The 17,472-nt window shown below is 64.9% G+C and carries 15 protein-coding genes; 9 read left to right on the top strand and 6 right to left on the bottom strand.

The features are described 5' to 3' along the window. Positions 1 to 43: 43 nt before the first annotated feature. The 6 genes from BLW38_RS04800 to BLW38_RS04775 form a co-directional block, all read right to left on the bottom strand. On the bottom strand, positions 44 to 1,555 hold the full coding sequence (locus BLW38_RS04800; protein WP_092815007.1) for an aldehyde dehydrogenase family protein: 1,512 nt from the start codon (positions 1,553 to 1,555) through the stop codon (positions 44 to 46). Further along, positions 1,552 to 1,941, bottom strand: a complete 390-nt coding sequence (locus BLW38_RS04795) for a cupin domain-containing protein (RefSeq protein ID WP_092815004.1) — start codon at positions 1,939 to 1,941, stop codon at positions 1,552 to 1,554. The genes BLW38_RS04800 and BLW38_RS04795 overlap by 4 nt, the downstream gene beginning before the upstream one ends. Next, positions 1,934 to 3,220, bottom strand: a complete 1,287-nt coding sequence (locus BLW38_RS04790) for a glycosyltransferase (RefSeq protein WP_092815001.1) — start codon at positions 3,218 to 3,220, stop codon at positions 1,934 to 1,936. Before BLW38_RS04790 ends, BLW38_RS04795 begins: the two co-directional genes overlap by 8 nt. 253 nt (positions 3,221 to 3,473) lie before the next feature. Further along, complete coding sequence (locus BLW38_RS04785) at positions 3,474 to 4,313, bottom strand: ABC transporter permease (protein WP_177167424.1); 840 nt, start codon at positions 4,311 to 4,313, stop codon at positions 3,474 to 3,476. After that, a complete protein-coding gene (locus BLW38_RS04780; protein WP_092814992.1) occupies positions 4,313 to 5,191 on the bottom strand; it encodes an ABC transporter permease in 879 nt (292 codons plus the stop codon). Before BLW38_RS04780 ends, BLW38_RS04785 begins: the two co-directional genes overlap by 1 nt. Before the next feature lie 34 nt (positions 5,192 to 5,225). Then, positions 5,226 to 6,434 (bottom strand): ABC transporter substrate-binding protein, encoded by a 1,209-nt coding sequence (locus BLW38_RS04775; protein ID WP_092814989.1) that lies wholly within the window; start codon positions 6,432 to 6,434, stop codon positions 5,226 to 5,228. Positions 6,435 to 6,574: 140 nt separating this feature from the next. Between BLW38_RS04775 and BLW38_RS04770 the strand changes: the two genes are divergently transcribed. The 9 genes from BLW38_RS04770 (at position 6,575) to BLW38_RS04725 (ending at position 17,119) form a co-directional block, all read left to right on the top strand. Beyond that, positions 6,575 to 7,360: an IclR family transcriptional regulator gene (locus tag BLW38_RS04770; RefSeq protein WP_092814986.1), complete on the top strand. Its 786-nt coding sequence runs from the start codon at positions 6,575 to 6,577 to the stop codon at positions 7,358 to 7,360. A 244-nt stretch (positions 7,361 to 7,604) separates the two neighbouring features. Then, on the top strand, positions 7,605 to 8,738 hold the full coding sequence (locus tag BLW38_RS04765) for an NAD(P)/FAD-dependent oxidoreductase (protein ID WP_092814983.1): 1,134 nt from the start codon (positions 7,605 to 7,607) through the stop codon (positions 8,736 to 8,738). A gap of 637 nt (positions 8,739 to 9,375) precedes the next feature. Continuing rightward, the gene (thrS, locus tag BLW38_RS04760; protein ID WP_092814980.1) at positions 9,376 to 11,328 is read left to right on the top strand and encodes a threonine--tRNA ligase; all 1,953 of its coding nucleotides are present in this window, start codon (positions 9,376 to 9,378) and stop codon (positions 11,326 to 11,328) included. A 151-nt stretch (positions 11,329 to 11,479) separates the two neighbouring features. Beyond that, a complete protein-coding gene (locus BLW38_RS04755; protein ID WP_092814977.1) occupies positions 11,480 to 11,599 on the top strand; it encodes a zinc ribbon domain-containing protein in 120 nt (39 codons plus the stop codon). Between the two features lie 86 nt (positions 11,600 to 11,685). Beyond that, on the top strand, positions 11,686 to 12,609 hold the full coding sequence (locus BLW38_RS04750) for a hypothetical protein (protein WP_092814974.1): 924 nt from the start codon (positions 11,686 to 11,688) through the stop codon (positions 12,607 to 12,609). 80 nt (positions 12,610 to 12,689) lie between these two features. Further along, a complete protein-coding gene (locus BLW38_RS04745) occupies positions 12,690 to 13,265 on the top strand; it encodes a peroxiredoxin (RefSeq protein WP_092814970.1) in 576 nt (191 codons plus the stop codon). Between the two features lie 744 nt (positions 13,266 to 14,009). Further along, positions 14,010 to 15,119, top strand: a complete 1,110-nt coding sequence (locus tag BLW38_RS04735) for an NAD(P)/FAD-dependent oxidoreductase (protein WP_092814964.1) — start codon at positions 14,010 to 14,012, stop codon at positions 15,117 to 15,119. 52 nt (positions 15,120 to 15,171) lie between these two features. After that, positions 15,172 to 16,053 (top strand): 4-hydroxy-tetrahydrodipicolinate synthase, encoded by an 882-nt coding sequence (dapA, locus tag BLW38_RS04730; RefSeq protein WP_092814961.1) that lies wholly within the window; start codon positions 15,172 to 15,174, stop codon positions 16,051 to 16,053. A gap of 61 nt (positions 16,054 to 16,114) precedes the next feature. Beyond that, positions 16,115 to 17,119 carry a proline racemase family protein gene (locus BLW38_RS04725; protein WP_092814958.1) on the top strand — a complete coding sequence of 335 codons (1,005 nt, stop codon included), beginning with the start codon at positions 16,115 to 16,117 and terminating at the stop codon, positions 17,117 to 17,119. The last annotated feature ends 353 nt before the right edge of the window (positions 17,120 to 17,472 follow it).

The following is a 17,472-nucleotide window of genomic DNA, read 5'->3' as shown; positions in this document are numbered from 1 at the left end:
GGACCCTCGCCTCGGGAGACGTCACCCCGACGCGCGTTCACGCTTAAAAGCGCTCGGCGCCGTGACTGTAGAACCAGTCGTCGGGGTAGGGGTACCACCACTCCTGGACGGTCGGGTTCCAGTCGATGACCCCCATCTTCGTCCGCCGGAAGGCGTTCAGGCCCTCGCGGCCCAGCTCCCGGCCGATCCCGGAGTGTTTCCAGCCGCCGAAGGGGATCGCGTCGTTGTCGATCATCGGGTTGTTGACCCAGACCATCCCCGCCTCGAGTTCCTCGTAGGAGCGCATCGCCTCCTCGAGGTCGGTCGTGAACACCGAGGCGCCGAGGCCGTATTCGGTGTCGTTGGCGCGTTCGATCGCCTCCTCGAAGGACGAGACCGAACAGATCGGCGCCACGGGGCCGAAGGTCTCCTCACGCATCACCGCCATCTCCGGCGTCACGTCGGTCAGCACGGTCGGCTCGTAGAACCAACCGACCTCCTGGTCCGGCGGGACGCGACCGCCGTGTTCGATCGTGGCGCCGGCGTCGACCGCCTCCTGGACCTGCCGGTCGACCTCGTCACGGGCGTGCTCGCTGACGAGCGGGCCGATCTCGGCGTCCTCCAGGCCGTTGCCGATCCGGAGATCGCGCGCCATCTCGACGAGGCCGTCGACGAACTCGTCGTGAACGTCTTCGTGGACGAAGAAGCGCTCGGAGGAGGTGCAGACCTGTCCCGAGAGGTGGAACGCCGCCGTGGCGGATCCGGCGATCGCGACCGCCATCGGGGCGTGTTTCGAGACGAGCATCGGGTCGTTCCCGCCGGCCTCGATGACGCTCGGCTTGAGTCCCTCGGCGGCCGCGGTGTTCACCGCACGGCCGGTCTCGACGCCGCCGGTGAAGGCGATCGCGTCGGTGTCGTCGGAGCGTATCAGCGCCTGGGCGGTCTCGCCGTCGCCGGTGACACACGAGACCAGTCCCTCGGGGAGGCTCCGGAAGTGACGTATGAACCGTAGCGTCGACAGCGGCGTTTGCTCGGACGGTTTGACCACGACGGCGTTGCCGGCGGCCAGCGACGCGGCGACGGTCCAGGCGGTCAGGAGGACCGGGAAGTTCGACGGGACGATGTGGACGGTCACGCCGTAGGGGAAATACCGGTGGAACTGGAACGACTCCGGCTGATTGGGTCCGGGGATCGATCCCGCCTCGTCGCGGGCCAACTCGGCGTAATACCGGAAGACGTGCGCGACGTTGTCGATCTCGCCCTCCGACTCCGGATACGGCTTCCCGTGTTCCCGCGTCATCAGCGTCGCGTCGGCCTCGACGTCCGCCGACTCGATCGCGTCGGCGACCTCGTGGAGCGCGGCTGCCCGGGTCGCGGCGTCCGTCCGTCCCCACTCGGCCTGCGCACGGACGGCGTCATCGACCACCGACTCGGCTTCCGCCGGGTCACAGACTGCGATCTCCCCGACCGGTTCCTCGGTGGCGGGGTCGATCACCGCCATCGTTTCCTCGGACCGGCTTTCCCGATACTCGTTCCCGCGGAAGACCTGTCGTCCGAAGGGGTCGAACCCGGTCATCGGATCATGTACACCTTCCGAACGGTCTCCTCGACGCGACACGTCCCCGTCCAGCCGGCCGGAAACAGAACCGTAGTCCCGGGTTCGATCCCGATCACGGTGCCGTCCTCGTGGGTGTAGGTCGCACGGCCCTCGAGGAAGTAACAGAACTCGTCGCGGTCGACCGCACACTTCCACGTGCCCGGAGTACACGTCCACACGCCGCACTCGGAGCGACCGTCGGGGCCCTTGTGGATGACCGTTCCGGCGGTGCGCGACTCGCCCTCGATCGGCTCGTCGACGACGCCCCAGTCATCGAGGTCCGCGTCCGCGAGGGCGGCCGGGTCCTGGAGAACGCTCGCCGAGGGCGCCTCGCCGTCAGCCGCCGACACTCCGTCGTCAGCCATGGGTCTCCAGAACGTCCTCGAGCAGCGTTGCCGCCTTCTTCCGGCCGTCGCTGGACTGCATGTCCTCGGCGGTGCGGTCGACGTTCTCCCGGATCGTCTCGTCGGTGAGACACGTCTCGATCGCTCCGGCGAGCTCGTCGTCGGTCCAGTTCGACCGGTGCAGCTTGATCCCGTGGTCGGTCTCGTCGACGCGCGTCGCGTTGTCGTGGCCGTCCCAGACGTACGGCATCACGATCGCCGGCGTTCCGTAGTAGAGACACTCGTTGAACGTGTTGTTGCCGCCGTGGTGGATGACGACGTCCGCACGATCGATGACGGTCTGTTGGGGGAACCAGCTCTCGATCGCCACGTTGCCGGGGACCTCGAAGTCGTTGTAGGCGTCCTCGTAGTCGCCGACGTTGACGAGACAGCGGTACTCCTGCGTCCCGAGGAACTCGATCAGCCGCTTCATCAGGTCCGTGTCGCCGGCGCCGAGGCTCCCGAAGCTCAGGTACAGCAGGGGCGCGTCGTCCGCGGCGTCCAGATCGGGGACCTCGTAGGACTCGTTCTCCTCGCGGATACAGCCGTTGAGGTACTGGAACCGGTCCGGGTCGAGCTCGTTCCACCGGTCCCATCGGAGCCGCTCGGGGTACTTGAGGAGGTTCAGGTACGGCGACGTCTCGTAGAACAGGCCCCGCGGGTAGGGGTCCTCGCCGTGCTCCTCGAGGAAGTCGTTGAACCGCTCGTGGACGTCCTCGATGACGTCCTCGTAGCGCCCTTGGAACTCGTGGTAGTGCTCGACGTCATCCGCGCGGGCGCCGGACAGGTGCGGCGGGATGTTCGGATCCGGGATCTCGTTTTCCGAACACGAGGTGATCCGGACCCACGGGACGCCGTACTGTTTGGTCGACGGGTACAGGATCACGTTATCGACGACGATCAGGTCGGGATCGATCTCGTCGAGGACCTCGGGGAGCTCCGTCTCGGCCCACTCCGCGGAGGCCACGATCGCATCGTAGGTCTCCTCGACGTAGTTGTCGAGCTGATCGATCGGATCCTTGTCGAAGTTCGGGATGTGGGTGTTGATGAACTCCTCCCACCCCGCGTCGGCGTCGGGATCCGACATCGGCACGTAGTGCTCCTCGAAGCCGTAGTCCTCGAAGACGCCCTCCATACTCGGGTCACAGATGAACACCGGCTCGTGGCCGCGATCGCGGCACACCTGTGCGATCCCGACCGAATTGAGCGCCGGGCCATACGCCGCCTCCGGGAAGAAGGCGATCGTGGCGCCGTCGCTCATCGGTCACCTCCGGCGGTCGATTCGGGATTGGCCACGCGTCTCGCGACTCTATCTCGGTGCGTGTTGCTAACGCCCATGGTTCGAGAGAACAGACCGACAGGATATAAAACTCACGTTACCACACGGCGCGCGTTGTCGATCCGGAATCAGACACCGCGGTCGGATTCGAACGTCGCGGTCGGATTCGGACGTTGCGGTCAGATTCGGACACGGCGACCGAGTTCACGTCTCGCGGCGGTCGCGGCCGGTTCGATCAGTCGATACGGGGATCGAACCGGGCCGCGAACACTGCCACGAGGATTCCGGACAGCAACAGCATCGCGCCGATGGCGTTCATCTCCGGCGTCAGGTGGCGACGGAGGCGATCGAAGATCAAAAGCGGCATCGTGAACGTGTCCGGACCGCTCACCATGAACGTGATGATGAACTCGTTGAGCGACAGCAGCATCGCGAAGACGAACCCGGAGATCACGGACGGGAAGATCTGCGGGAGCACGACCAGCGCGAACGTCTCGCCCCGGCTCGCGCCGAGGTCACGGCTCGCCTCCGTGATCGCCGGCGGGAACGAGCGGACGGCGGCGTAGATGATCAGGAACGTGTAGGGGAACACGTAGATCACGTGGCCCAGCAGCACGGAGAGGAACCCGAAGTCGAGCCCGATCGCCGAGAGGTACAACAGCAACGCGATCCCGATGAAGATGACCGGGATGAACATCGGCAGGAGGATCGATCCGAGGAGTCCCTTGATCCACTCCCCGGCGCCGTCAGCCTCCAGTCGCGCGAACCCGTACGCCGCTGGCAGGGCCAACAGCGTCGCGACGACCGCGCTGGCGACCATCAGTCGGACCGATAACCACAGCGCGGTCCAGAACTCGGCGTCGGCCGCCAACTGCCGATACCATTCGAGAGTGAAGCCGGTCAACGGGAAGAATCCGAGATCGTTTGCGTTGAACGACATCACGATCACGAGCGCCAACGGGAAATAGAGGAAGACGATCGTGAACCCGGCGAGCCAGCGCGTGGCGTCGAGATCGGACGGCAGCCGGGCGTCGACGCGGTCGCCGAGCGTTCCGAGTGCCGACTTGCCCGCCATCAGGTCATCACCTTCCGGAGAGTGAGCCATCGCGAGAGCCCCGCCAGCACCACGAGGACGAACCCGAACAGGACGACGCTATATGCCGCCCCGAGCGGCCAGTTGAAGCTGTCCTTGAACTGGTTGACGAGGACGTTCCCGTACCACAACGTCCGGGGGGATCCGACGAGTTCGGGAGTCACGTACGCGCCGATCGCGCGCCCGAAGATGAAGACGAACGACAGGACGATCCCCGGCATCGCGAGCGGCAGGATCACGTATCGAAGGACCTCGAACCGGTTCGACCCGAGGTCGTAGGCCGCCTCGATCTGGGATCCCGGGATCGCGTCCACCGACCCGTACATCGCGAACAGCGAGTACGGGAGATAGATGTACACCATCGTGGCGATCACCGCGAACTCGGTGTACAGCAGGCTGATCGGCTCCGCGACCGCGCCGATCCCGGTCAACACCTCGTTGATGAACCCCCGATCGCCCAACATCAGCATCCACGCCCAGGTCCGGACGATGTAGTTCGTCCAGAACGGGGCGATGGCGACGAGAATGAACAGCGTCCCCGCCCGCCCGTCGAGCGTCTGGCCGCCGTACCACGCCACGGGGAACGCCATCGCCGTCGTGACGACCGCGATGGTGAGGACCTTCGCGAGCGTCTCGGCGAAGATGACGATCGTCCGCGTCGAATCGAACAGAACCCGGTAGTGCTCGAGCGAGAAGCCGGGACTCCAGAGGTTCCCCTGCATCGGCCAGAAGCTGAAGTAGATGGCCCACACGAGCGAGAACAGGCCGATACCGACCATGACGGCGATCGCCGGCGCCGTCAACAGCAGATCGACGGCGGTGCGTCCCCGGCCGCGTGAGAGGGTGCGCGTGAGTTTCATAGGGGCTGTCGAATATCGGTGCCGAGCACGCGAGCTACCCCTTCAGCTCCTGCCACATCTGCTGGGCAGTCTCGAGTTCCTCGTCGCCGAAGTATCGGCGCATCCGGAGCCGGTCCTCGTTCTCGAGGACGACCGACCGATGGTCGCGCTCGGTCTCGGTCATTCGATCGCGGGCGTCGAGATTTATCGGGAGGTTCCCCGCGTTCCGCATCTGTTGGATCGACGCGTCCGGCGAGGAGTAGTGGTCCATGAACTCGACCGCGAGGTCCGGATTGGGCGCGTCCGTGGCGAGCTGGTGGGCGTCCGCGTAGCCGTCGGTTCCGCCGGGCGGAACCGCCATCTCGACGGGATGGCCCTGATCCATCGCCAGGAATCCGGTGAGGTCCCATCCGTGCTGGACGACGACCTCCTCGTTGGCGATCAGCTTCAGATGCTGGTCCTGGGTCGACCAGAGCGTTCGATAGGCGGGGAAGGCCGCCTCCAGGGCGTCCCGACAGGCCTCGAGGTCGCTCGGCGGATGCGGATGATCGTCTCCGAGGTAGTATCCCGCATCGGCGAAGGCTGCGATCGGCCAATCGCGCATCGCGGTCCGGCCGTCGAGGTCGTTCGACTCGATCGTCTCCGGGTTGAACAGGTAGTCCCAGGTGAGCTCGTCCGGCTCCTCGTCGATGACGTCGGTGCGGTACATCGGCCCGGTCATTCCGTACGCGTACGGGATCGCGGTCTGCGTCCCGTCGATGACACAGCCCGGAGCGGTCCGGGCGCGTTCGACCAGGTTCCCGAAGTGGCTCATGTCGTCGGTCGGGATCGGTTGGACGAGGTCGGCGTTCCACAGCGGTTCGACCCAGTTGTTAGTCACGCCGATCACGTCGACTTCGCCCTGATACTGCGTTCGCATCAGCCCGACCGCCTCGGAGTTCGTCGTCAGACTGATCACCTCGACGTCGACGCCGTGCTCCTCCTCGAACGGTTCGACGATCGAGTCGGGGTAATAGAAGTTGTACCCGAGGATCGTGAGCGTTCGGTCGCCGGAACCCGTGCTGCCCTGCGTGCCGCCGTTGCCACCGCCGGTTCCGGATCCGCCCTCGTTCCCGTTACCGCTGTTTCCACCGTCGCCGCCGTTTCCCAGACACCCGGCAAGCCCCGTTCCGAGACCCCCGACGACGCCGAGTTTGGTGAGGAATCCACGCCTGTCGTTCGACGGAGTCGGATCTGCGCGACTCGATGACTGCTTTCTTGTCATGGTTCGTCACGACAAGCGCAACCATACTATATAACAGTTGTGAACGAGTGGCAGTATCCATAGATGGACTCCCACGATCGAGCGGTGCGAGAGTTCGTATATCTCAAAATTTATGAGGAGGGGGACCGAGATGACGGTATATGACAAGCGAGGCGAACGACGGCCGGCACCTTCGGACGGTGCGGAACGCCGTCGAGATCGTCGAATCGCTCAAGCGCCACAACGGCGCCAGAGTGACCGACCTGGCGGCCGAGTTCGACGTCTCCGACGGGACGATGCACACCTATCTGAACACGCTCCGGGCCGACGGGTTGGTGTACAAGGAGGACGGGGAGTACCGACTCACCTTGGAGTGGTTCACCCTGGGCACCGAACTCCGGGAACGGATACCCGTCTACCGTCACGGTACGGGGCCGGCGGATGACCTGGCACGGCGGACGGGTGACCTCGTCTACCTCGCGGTCGAACAGCGCGGGCGCGTGTACTACCTGTATCCGACACGCGGCGCCGATGCTCCGGAACCCGCGACGTCGGTCGGGACGGTCCGACCGCTCCATGCCGTCTCCGCGGGGAAGGTGCTGCTTGCGGCGATGCCCGACGAGAAGCGGGAGCACGTCCTTGAGGAGCTCACCTTCGAACCGGTCACCGAAAAGACGATCGTCGATCGCGACGAGTTCCGCGAGGAACTCGAACGCATCACCGAACAGGGGTACGCCCTCAACGACGAGGAGGAGTTCCTCGGCTCCCGCACCGTCGCGACGAGCATCGCTCACCCCGATCGGGGCGTGGCGGGGGCTATCTGTGCAAGCGGGCCGAAAACCCGATTCGACGACGACTACATCACCGATCTGCTCCCGTCGCTCAAGGAGACCGCAAACCGGATCGAGATCAACATCCAACGGTCCGATCCGGTTCACTCGGAGTAACATACCTTCGTCATATACAAACGAAAGGGATGGGAACGGTTTCGTCCACGAATGTGGCACGGATCGGCGGGTGGTGTGGTATTTTCCCACACAAAGAATCACATACATAGTTTTGTAATTGTTTATCTAGAACGGGATATACTTCGTCATATACAAACTGATTGGATATCCGGGAACGCAACTATTAATATCAGATGTCATCATACGTGTGGCAATGACACGTCACTGTGGAGGGTACTGACCGATGCACGTACTCATCGTCGGAGCGGGCGTCGCCGGGTGCCACGCCGCCGCCGATCTCGCCGTCGATCACGAGGTCACCGTCATCGACCGATCGGGCGTCGCCGCGGAGGCAACCGGCGTTTCCGCCGGCCTCGTGGCACCGACGAACTACTACGACGACGAGCCCGCGATCGCCCGGCACGCGAACCGGTTCTTCCGCGACTTCGACGGCACTCACGAGTTCACGTTCACGCCGCGTGACCGCCTTGACGTCCTCACCGATGCGGAAGTCGCGGACGGACGGGCGACCGCGGACGCTCTCGCGGCGGCGGATTTCGACGTGGAGTTCCTCGAGGCGTCCACACTCCGGGATCGGTTCCCCGGGATCCGTGCCGACGGCTTCGCCGGCGCCGTTCGCTACGGCGACACCGGCTGGGTCGATCCCTACACGTACGCGAACGCGCTCCGGCAGACCGCACAGGAACGCGGCGCCGCCTTCGAGCTCGATCGTGAGGTCACCGGGATCCGCACGGACGGGACCGTTCGCGGCGTCGACACCGCCACGGGACCGATCGACGCGGACGCGGTCGTCGTCGCGGCCGGCTGGCGAACCGGCGACCTCCTTCCCACCGGTCTCTCGGTCCCGATCCGCCCGTATCGGACCCAATGCGTGGTCGTCGAACCCGACGCGCCGCTCGACGACACCTTCCCGACCGGCCGGATCGGCAGCGAACACCTCTACTTCCGGCCCGAGCACAACGGTGACCTCCTGATCGGCGGCGCACACGACACGATCGCGGATCCGCGGGCGGCCTCGGCCGACGCCGACGAGTCGTTCATGCTCGAGGTTGCGGAGTTCCTCCCGACGTTCTTCGCGGGTGCCGAGAAGGCGGGCTTCGTCAACGGGTGGGCGGGCGTCGATACCGCCTCGCCGGACACCCGTCCCATCATCGACTCGCCGGTCGGCGCGCCCGACTCGCTGATCGTGGCGACCGGCTTCAACGGACTCGGCGTGATGACCTCGCCGGTCGTCGGGCCGACGGTCCGCCACCGGCTGACCGGCGCCGAGGCCCCCTTCCCGACGGACCCGTTCGACGCCGACCGGTTCGAGGACGTCGGGGCGGATTTCGAGTATATCTCGACGTCGGAGGTGTGACACCTGCCAAATACTACTGAGTAGGTGTAACTATACGATTACTATACCCGGTGTGGATCCCAGTCCATCACCAGCGCATTCCGTGCGGCTACTCGATCACCATCGGTTCATCACATACCGGGCAGACGACCCCGCCCTCCGTTCCTTCGAGATCGGACTGTTCGCCCGTCCAGCCACAGATCGGACACTGTATGGGTTCGGATCCGGACACGGAACGCCGTATCTACTCGTCGAGTAGGGAAAAACGTGGTGGCACCACGTGGTCGCCCTGTGAGTACGTAGCGACTGTACTGACCGATTCGCCCGTGTTGGTCGGGCTCCGTTCGAGCGGGACCGACCCGGATCGACTCCGTGGACTGGATACCCAGCTCGAACATGGTATGTGGTGAATTAATATCAGTTTAAATCTAATATATACATATTTGATGAGTACGGCGTTGAGACAGCGCTCGATCGATGTCGACGGAACGGGACATCGATTCCCACCCTGATCGTCGATGCACCGGTCACGTCCACCCCGTCCCATCGGTCACGTCCACCCCGCCCCATCGGTCACGTCCACCCGATCCCGTCGTCACGTCCGTTCCCGTCCCGCCATCCAACAACACTTATCCCGATCCTCCGGCTTCGCGGAAGTATGAGCGAGACCGACGCGCAGGCCGACGTCACGGTCGTCCTCCCGGACGGATCATCCCTTACCGTACCGGCCGGGTCGACAGTCGAGGACGTCGCCTACGAGATCGGCCCGGGGCTCGGTCGCGACACCGTTGCCGGGAAGATCGACGGTGAACTCGTGAGCAAACACGACGCCGTCCACGACGGGGCCGAGATCGAGATCGTGACCGAGGACTCCGACGCGTACCTCACGGTCCTCCGTCACTCCGCGGCCCACGTGTTTGCCCAGGCGCTGCAGCGACTCCACCCGGAGGCGACGTTGACGATCGGTCCGCCGACCGACGACGGGTTCTACTACGACGTCACCGGCGTCGACCTCGACGAGGACGATCTCGCCGAGATCGAGACGGAGATGGAGGCGATCCTCGAGGCCGATTACGACATCGAGCGCGTCGAGCGATCCCGCGAGGAGGCGCTCGACGCCTACGCGGACAACGAGTTCAAACGCGACATCCTCGAGACCGAGGCGGCCGGCGAGGACCCGGTCAGCTTCTACGTCCAGGACGACTGGCAGGACCTCTGTCAGGGGCCACACGTCGACTCGACCGGCGAGATCGGCGCCGTCACGCTGCTCAACATCTCCTCGGCCTACTGGCGCGGCGAGGAGGACAACGAGAGCCTCACCCGCGTGTACGGGACGGCCTTCGGGTCCGAAGCCGACCTCGAGGAGTTCCTCGAGATGCGCGAGGAGGCCGCCGAACGCGACCACCGGAAGATCGGCCGCGAGATGGACCTCTTCTCGATCCCGGACCACTCGCCCGGCTGTGCCCACTACCACCCGAACGGGATGCGGATCCGCCGCGAGCTCGAGGAGTACATCCGCGAGAAGAACGACGAACTCGGCTACGAGGAGGTCTGGACACCCGAGTTGAACAAGGCCGAGCTCTGGAAGCCCACCGGCCACTACGACGCGTTCAAGGAGGCCGGCGAGATGTTCGCCTGGGAGCAGGACGACACCGAGTACGGTCTCAAGCCGATGAACTGCGCGAACCACGCGCACATCTTCGACGACGACCAGCACTCCTACCGGGACCTCCCGCTGCGCTACTCCGAGTTCGGCACCGTCTACCGCAACGAGCAGTCCGGCGAGCTGTCCGGGCTCCTGCGCGTCCGCGGTCTGACCCAGGACGACGGTCACGCCTTCGTCCGCCCGGACCAGATCGAGGACGAGATCCGCCGAACGATCGGCGTCATCGAGGACATCTACGACCAGTTCGGTCTGGAGATCATCTACAAGATCGAGACGCAGGGCGACAACTCCGTCGGGAGCGACGACATCTGGGAGACCGCCACCGACGCCCTGCGGAACGCCCTGGAGTCAAAGGGGCTCGAGTACGACGTCGAGGCCGGCGAGGCCGCCTTCTACGGCCCGAAGATCGGCCTGGACGCACGGGACGCGATCGGCCGTGAGTGGACGATCGGCACCGTGCAGGTCGACTTCAACATCCCCGAGCGGCTCGAGTTGACCTACACCGGCGAGGACAACGACGAGCACCATCCCGTGATGATCCACCGCGCCCTGCTCGGCAGCATCGAGCGGTTCATGGGCGTGACGATCGAGCACTTCAAGGGGAACTTCCCGCTGTGGCTGGCTCCCGAACAGGTCCGCGTCCTGCCCGTCTCCGACGACACGCTGGGCTACGCCCACCGCGTGAAGAACGCGCTCGACGACGCCGGACTCCGGGTCGAGGTGGAGGACCGCGACTGGACCGTCGGCCGCAAGATCCGCCAGGCGCACGACGACCGCCTGCCGTATATGGTGATCGTCGGTGGCGACGAGGAGGAATCGGACACGATCTCGGTCCGGGACCGCTTCGAGAACGAGGCCGACGACGTCGACGTCGAGACGTTCGTCGACCATCTCGTCGCCGAACGCGACGAGAAACGGGCCGAGCCGGACTTCATCGACGTCTAGGGAGCGTCCACCGGCACCGTCGACGTCCGGAGTGAAGGCGCCTTGAAGACCCACCATCCGAACCGGAACACCCCGAAGCCACCGAACTGGGGGTACCTGAAGCCGCTGAACCGGAGGTAGCCTGAAGGCGCTGGGGATCGAACCCCGACACATGGGCGATCGACCGTGTGACCGCGTGTTCTGTCCGACCTGTGACGCTCCGGCGACGACGAGCGATGAGACGTGTCCCGATTGCGGGACCCCGCTGCCTGACGCGGCTGCGGGACCGTGAGGCCAACCCGATCATCGCGGCACCGACGACGCGACCCGGGGCCAGCATATATATCGGCCGTCCGCCTATGGGATCGTACCCAACCGATGGACGACGCCACTGCCCAGCTGATCCACGAGCTTCGCCAGGACGACGCACGCACACGCGTCGTGGAACTCCTCGAGGAGGAGCCCCGAACGCCGGCGGAGTTGCGGTCAGAGACCGGCCTGGGCCGCGAGGAACTGTCCGGGATCCTCGAGACGGCGATCGAACAGGAGCTCCTCGAACGAACGGACGACGGCCGGGTGGTGCTCACCGACTGGGGCGAACGGGGGGCCGAGTTCGTCCTCATCGAGGACTGGAACCCCTCCTCGATGACCACCAAGAAGGGCCGGACCTTCGACGTGCTCGCCGACGGCGAGTGGCATTGTTCGGAGTGTGAGCTCTCGGGGTCACAGCCCGCTGCCTACATCCGCGATTTCCGCGACGAGGGGTTCGAGTTCGTGAGCACGACCGACGGCCGCGGCGAGTACGACCGCCGCTACTGCCGGACCTGTGACGACGAGACGACTCACCGGCGGATGAAGTACGCCTTCCCGAGCGCGAAGCCGATCACCCGCCAGGAGATGCCCGAACCGTTCAAAAAGCGGGTCCGAGAGCTCTACGACGGCCGCGACGCGTTCGATCTCTCGACGCCGGGCGGCACGCCGGAGGTCGACCACCGAAAGCCACGGATCCGGTGGGACGAGCCCGAGGACTTCGACTACGAGTCGATGAGCGACGCGGCGGTCCGCGAACACTTCCAGATCCTCTCGGGAAAGCACAACCTCCTCAAGAGCCGGAAGTGCGAGCGGTGCGTCGAGACCGGTGAGCGGCCGCCCTTCCTCGGGATCGAGTTCTACTACGAGGGCGGCCGGGAGTACGAGGACGACGTCGGATGTTCGGGTTGCGGCTGGTACAATCCCCACCGATGGCGAGAGGCCGTCACCGACCGGCTCGAGCGGGCTGCAGCGTGTGACGGTTCCGAGTGACAGATCCGAGTGACCGCCCCCCGTGTGACCACCTCCCGCGGAGTCGATGACGGTATGTACGAGGCTCCCGATCGGCGGGTATGGCCACGGACTTTCCGCTGCCGGACAACCTGCCGGTACCGGGGGACGACGGCGCCGTCGACCACCTCGAGGGAACCACGATTCCGGACGTCCCGTTGGCGGCGACCGACGGATCGACGATCGACCTTCGCGCGTGTCCGCCGCGGACGGTCGTGTACGTATATCCGCTCACTGGACGGCCGGGCACCGACAACATCCCAGAGGGATGGGAAGAGATCCCCGGAGCCCGGGGTTGCACGCCGGAATCCTGCGGGTTCCGCGACCACTACGCCGAGCTTCGGGACGCGGGCGCTGGAGAGGTGTACGGCCTGTCCACGCAGTCGACCGCTTACCAGCGGGAGGCGCGCGATCGCCTCGATCTCCCGTTCGAACTGCTCAGCGACGCCGACTGGGACCTCGCCGACGCGCTCGACCTCCCGCGGTTCCACATCGAAGGCGACGACTACCTGCATCGGCTCACGATGGTGGTCACGGACGGACGTATCGACGACGTCTTCTACCCGATCTTCCCACCCGACGAACACGCCGGCGAGGTGCTCGAGTGGCTTCGGGAGACCCGGAACGAGGATCGGTGAGATGAAATAATTTGGAAACAAAGAGGTGCGGTTTATACGTTATCGATGACACGTTCAACGCTGTTGCGGTTTCCGTGACGTTCGTAGTGGATATCGAGGCCGTGGCGTTGGAGAGCCGTGTGAAGTCACTCAGCATCATCGACGAGAAACGGTGCATCAGCCACATCGTCTTTCTCAGGAGATTATCGAAGCAGTATTTCAGATATTATGGTTATATCCGTCAAAAATGACTGACTATGGTGGCCGTGCTCCGTTGCTGGATCGGCTCCCACGTAGAGCCAGAACTGCTGATCGGTGATTCAAACCGTGCTCTCATCGACGACGACCCGATCTGAACTGGCAGCTCAGACGGTATCGATCGACGTTCCGTACCCACTAATGAACGACCGCTTGACTGCGTTATATCCATACGTATCAGAAGTGTATGTACTATTTTAAATTGATACTTCTGCAACGGAGAGCTGCAACCCGAAACCCATCGTCGACCGGAATGCCGCCGACGCCGAGAACGTCCAGATCCACCATCAGTGGATGTCCGGGTCGGACGGGGATCAACGTCCCGAGCGGAGGGATCGATCACCCGCTCGTCCGATTAAACTTACAAATATATAGTTGTGATTTAACGCGAGAGACGTAGCTGCCGGTCGCTCCCTCTCAAGCTTCGGGCACACGCGTCAGTGTCAATCGCGTTCGGCGGGCGACTCTGGGGAAAACATTTTTAATAGAAATCTGAGACAAGACGGTATGGAGACCGTGGTAATCGTCGGCGGTGGCATCATCGGCACCAGCATCGCGTACCAGCTCCGAACGACCGACTTGGACGTCCGCCTGTTCGAGAAGGACATGATCGGAGCCGGAACGACGGCGAAATCCGCGTCGATGTTCACCCACCACCAGGACGACCCCGAACGTGAGACGTACGATCTTCGGGAGCGGGCCCGGCAGTGGTACGACGAGAAGAGGGACGACGGCGAGATCGAGTTCGAGCGAATCGGGACGCTCCACCTGGCGAAAAGCGACGCCGAGGACGAGGCAATCCGGGAGATGCAAGCGTCGTTCGCCGATTTCGGCCTGGACCTGGACGTCCTCTCGCCCGACGAGATCGCCGCACACGGCCTCGCGAGCGACGACCTCCGCGGTGGCCTGTGGTTTCCCGACGACGGCGTCCTCGACTCGGGTGAGATCGTCGGCTTCTTCGCCGAGGAGACGCGCGAGGCGGGCGTCGACGTCGAGACCGGTGTCGAAGTGACCGACGTCGCCACCGACGACGGCGCGGTGACCGGCGTCGAGACGAGCGACGGCTTCCAGGCAGCCGACACCGTCATCAACGCGGCCGGTCCCTGGGCACCGCGGGTGAACCGGTTGGTCGACGTCAGCGTCCCACTCCGACACACGCAGGGACCGATCGTCGTGCTGGAGGCCGGCCAGCCGTTCTCGCTCCCGTTCGTCTTTTTCGAGGAGGGCGTGTATCTCCGCGAGGAGGGACCCTCGCAGGCGTTCGCCGGGAGTCTCGCGACCGACTACGAGAACGCGCGGGCCGAGAACCCGGACCACACACGGGGAATCGACGAGTCGATGTACCTCCACGTGGCCGACGTCGTCGAGACGTACCTGACGGACGTGCCGGGTTTCGACGTCATCAACGAGTGGAACGGGCTTCGTACGGTCACGCCCGACGGGCGGGCTATCGTCGACGAGACCGACGTCGAGGGGTACGTCCTCGCCTGCGGGATGAGCGGATACGGCGTCACCATCGCTCCCGCCATCGGCGAACTCGTCGCCGAGTGGCTCACCACCGACCGCAAACCCGACCTCCTGGAGTCGCTCGCGCTCGACCGGTTCCCGAACCAGTAACACGCACACCACCAAACCACTTATTAGCTCGCGGAAACGGATCGAGGTACGTATGAGTGACATTACCGAGGGTGTGTTTCCACCCATCGTGACGCCGTTCGACGACGACGGCGAGGTCGACTACGAATCGCTCGCGGACAACGTCGACCGGCTGGAACGAAACGGCGTCTCCGGGATCACCTCCTGTGGGTCGACGGGCGAGCGGTCCACGCTCCGCCCACAGGAACACCGCGACGTCATCGAGTTCACGGTCGAACACGCCTCGACACCGGTCATCGCGGGGACCGGGTCGTCCTCGACGTGGGAGGCCATCGAGCTGACACAGCACGCCGCCAACGTCGGTGCGGACGCGGCGATGGTCCACGCGCCCTACTACAGCGCCCCGAGCGACGACGACGTCGTCCGCCACTACAGGGAGGTCGCCAACGCGGCCGAGATCCCGATCCTGTTGTACAACTATCCCGCTGCGTTCGGGTTCAACCTGGCTCCCGACGTCGTGGTCGAGCTGGCCGCCCATCCCAACGTGGTCGGCATCAAGGACTCGCTTGGAGACCTGCGACAGATTCACGAACTGATTCGCCGCACCGAGGAGACGGACTTCGACGTCATCTCCGGGTGGGACTCGTTAGCCTGGCCCGCGATAAACGCCGGGGCGACCGGTCTCATCGGCATCTCCGGGAACGTCTTCCCGGGCGCGCTGGCGGAGCTGGTCGCGGCGGCCAGAGACGGCGACCGCGAGACCGCATCGGAGATCCACCGCGAAGTCATCGCGCTTGAGGACGCCCTCGTCGTCAAGAACCCCCAGATAACCGTCAAGGCCGCTCTGGCGTACATGGGCCACGCGCCCGCGAACGTCCGTGCGCCGCAGTATGAACTCGATCCCGACCAACGGGAGCAGGTCGTGGCCGCCGTCGACGCGTTCCGGAGCGGATAAGCCACAGTGGCCTGCCCTGACGTACCAAACATTCATACTGCTACTCCCCGGACACAGAACGATGCAAACGGAACTCCTCATCGAGGCTGTGGACACGCACACGGGCGGGGAGCCGACGCGGATCGTGACCGGGGGATTGAACACGGACCGGTTCGCCGGCGGCAGCGTCGAGGAACAGCGTGACCGCTTCCGCGAGGAAGCCGACGACGTGCGAACGTTCCTCATGAAGGAGCCACGTGGCCACGACGATATGTACGGCGCGATACCCGTCCCGCCGGCGGCCGAGAAAGCCGACCTCGGGGTCTTCTTCGTGGACAACGGCGGGTACAAGGACATGTGCGGACACGGGACGATGGGTGTGGTGACCGCGCTCATCGAGACCGGCTACCTGGATCCCGACGGTCCGGTCACGCTCGAAACGCCGGCGGGATTGGTGACCGCCGACCCCGAACTGTCGACCGACGGCGGGGTGGAGCACGTGACCGTCGAGAACGTCTCCTCGTACGTCCTCGACTCGATGACGCTCTCGATGGACGTCGACGGCGAACCCGTGGACGTCCCGGTCGACGTCGTCTACGCCGGGAACGTCTTCGCGATGGTGCCGGCCTCGGCGTTCGGTATGGACGTTACCCCCGACAACACGGCGACGTTCGTCGACTACGGCGTCGAGGTTCGCGACCGTGTGAACGAAGCCGCGGACTTCGAGGACCCGTTCTCGGGCGATCGGCTGGTCGTCGACCACACGGAGTTCTACGAACCGTGCGCGGAGGTCGATCGAAACGTCGTCGTCTTCTCCGCGGGGTCCGTCGACCGGTCGCCGTGTGGCACCGGTACCTGCGGCAAGATGGCGCTGTTGCACTCAACGGGCGAACTGGACGTGGGCGAGCCGTACCGCCACGAGAGCGTCATCGGCACGCGCTTCGAGGGGCGACTTCGCGACGTACGACGGCGGGACGGCTACGCCGTGGTCGATCCCGAGATAACCGGGTCGGCCTACGTCGTCGCAAAACACACGTTCCTGCTGGACCCCGACGACCCCGTCCACAGTTTCGACGTCTCAACCTGACCGCGTGGTCCCTACGTCCCCGACATCTGGAACGGTTGCCAGCAGTTGTCGTCGGTCTCTGGATGTGTGGTGACGATGAACCGTCCGGTGATCGGCTCGCCGGGATCGTACGTCGTCGTGCTCCGGCCCTAGGCGATCGATTCGTGGGGAAGAACGGTCGGCTCCCACCAGCCGCCGTCAGTTCGTTCGAGGAAGGGTCGGCGTCGTTCCGAGGAGCGTTGACGCCGCCGAGACAGCCGGTCAACGGTCCGACGACCCAGCAGTTTCCCCGGCGAGAAGATCCCTGCGACGCATACGTTGAACCAATCCGTGTGAGAGGTCGAAACTCCGAAGATATGCGATGAGCTGTACCC

Source organism: Halopenitus malekzadehii (assembly GCF_900108505.1).
Classification (GTDB): domain Archaea; phylum Halobacteriota; class Halobacteria; order Halobacteriales; family Haloferacaceae; genus Halopenitus; species Halopenitus malekzadehii.
The sequence above is the reverse complement of the archived record's forward strand: the minus strand, read 5'-3'. Positions and strand labels throughout refer to the sequence as shown.